Source organism: Saccharomonospora iraqiensis subsp. iraqiensis (genome assembly GCF_000430445.1).
Lineage (GTDB): Bacteria > Actinomycetota > Actinomycetes > Mycobacteriales > Pseudonocardiaceae > Saccharomonospora > Saccharomonospora iraqiensis.
Genome location: NZ_KE387062.1, coordinates 3,433 through 4,757, shown reverse-complemented (window position 1 = coordinate 4,757; position 1,325 = coordinate 3,433). Strand labels below are relative to the sequence as shown.

Sequence of the window (1,325 nt, the reverse complement as noted above, 5' to 3'; positions counted from 1 at the left end):
CCGAGGACCGACGGCACCCCGATCCGCGCGGCCTTGCGGCCGGTGCGGAAGTCCCGGATCGCCCAGCCGCGGTCGCGGGCGACGTCGCGCAGCCCCGCGTCCGGGTTCACCGCGACCGCCGTGCCCACCACCGACAGCATCGGCACGTCGTTCTGCGAGTCCGAGTAGGCGGTGCAGCGCCGCAGGTTCAGCCCCTCCCTGGCGGCCAGCGCCCGCACCGCGTGCGCCTTGGCGCGGCCGTGCAGCATGTCCCCGACGAGCCTGCCGGTGTAGACGCCGTCGGTGCTCTCGGCGACCGTGCCCAGCGCACCGGTGAGGCCGAGTCGGCGCGCGATGATGGCGGCGAGTTCGACCGGCGTCGCGGTGACCAGCCACACCCGCTGCCCCGCGTCGAGGTGCATCTGGGCGAGCGCCCGGGCGCCGGCCCAGATCTTGTCGGCCATCAGCTCGTCGAAGATCTCCTCGCCGATCTCCACCATCTCGTCGACGGTGCGCCCGGCCACGAAGGACAGGGCCTGCTCCCGGCTGGACTGCACGCCCTGGTGGTCCTCACGGCCGCCGACCCGGAACTTGACCTGCTGCCAGGCGAATCCGGCCAGGTCGGAGGTGCTGAAGTACCGGCGGGCCGCCAGGCCGCGGGCGAAGTGGAAGATCGACGCGCCCATCATCATCGTGTTGTCCACGTCGAAGAACGCGGCGGCGGTCAGGTCGGGGGGTGCGGGCGTGCGCGGTGCCGGGACCCCGGCCACGGGTTCCGCGGCGGCCTCCGGCTCCGGACCCTCCGCGGCTTCGGTGTCCGGTTCGAGCGTCGCGACCTTGGCGCTCTCCATGGCCACCGCCGCGTCGGCCGACGCCTCGCCCGCCAGCGCGGCGAGCCGTTCGCGCTCCCGGCGTCTCCCGCGGCCTACGCGGCTCCGCCACCGTGACACGTGCACCGCCTCCACTGTCCGGGTCTTCCTTCGGTGCCCGTCCCACAGAGTAACGAGCCGGGGGTGAACACCGGAGAGCTATCCGATGGCCACGTCGGGCAATCCCGGGAGAACGGGCGGGATACGCACCAGCGGCGGGTCCTCCTCGCCACCATCGGGTGGTGGTGGGTCGTTCCGGGGAGGGTCGGCCGGGACCGGTGCGGGGACGACCTCCGGCGGTGCGGACCCCCGACCGGGCAGGTCACCGTCCACACCGTGCACACCGTGCACCCCCACCGCCGAGCCGGTGAACGACACGAGGTCGTCCTCGTCGGTCTCCCCGGACGACGGCGGGGCGTGGTGCGGCCCCGGGGGCGCCGTCGGCCCCGGCTGTTCCGGGCGTCCGGCCGGGGACGA

The 1,325-nt window shown here is 74.5% G+C and carries 1 protein-coding gene and 1 pseudogene; both read right to left on the bottom strand.

Features of this window, described 5'->3' with window-relative positions:
* Positions 1-944, bottom strand: a 944-nt coding sequence (locus tag ACTIR_RS0105120) for an HAD family hydrolase (RefSeq protein WP_026453471.1), incomplete at its 3' end; no start/stop codon positions are given.
* Positions 945-1,007: 63 nt separating this feature from the next.
* Positions 1,008-1,325 (bottom strand): annotated as a pseudogene (locus tag ACTIR_RS27400) (hypothetical protein); the annotation flags it as partial.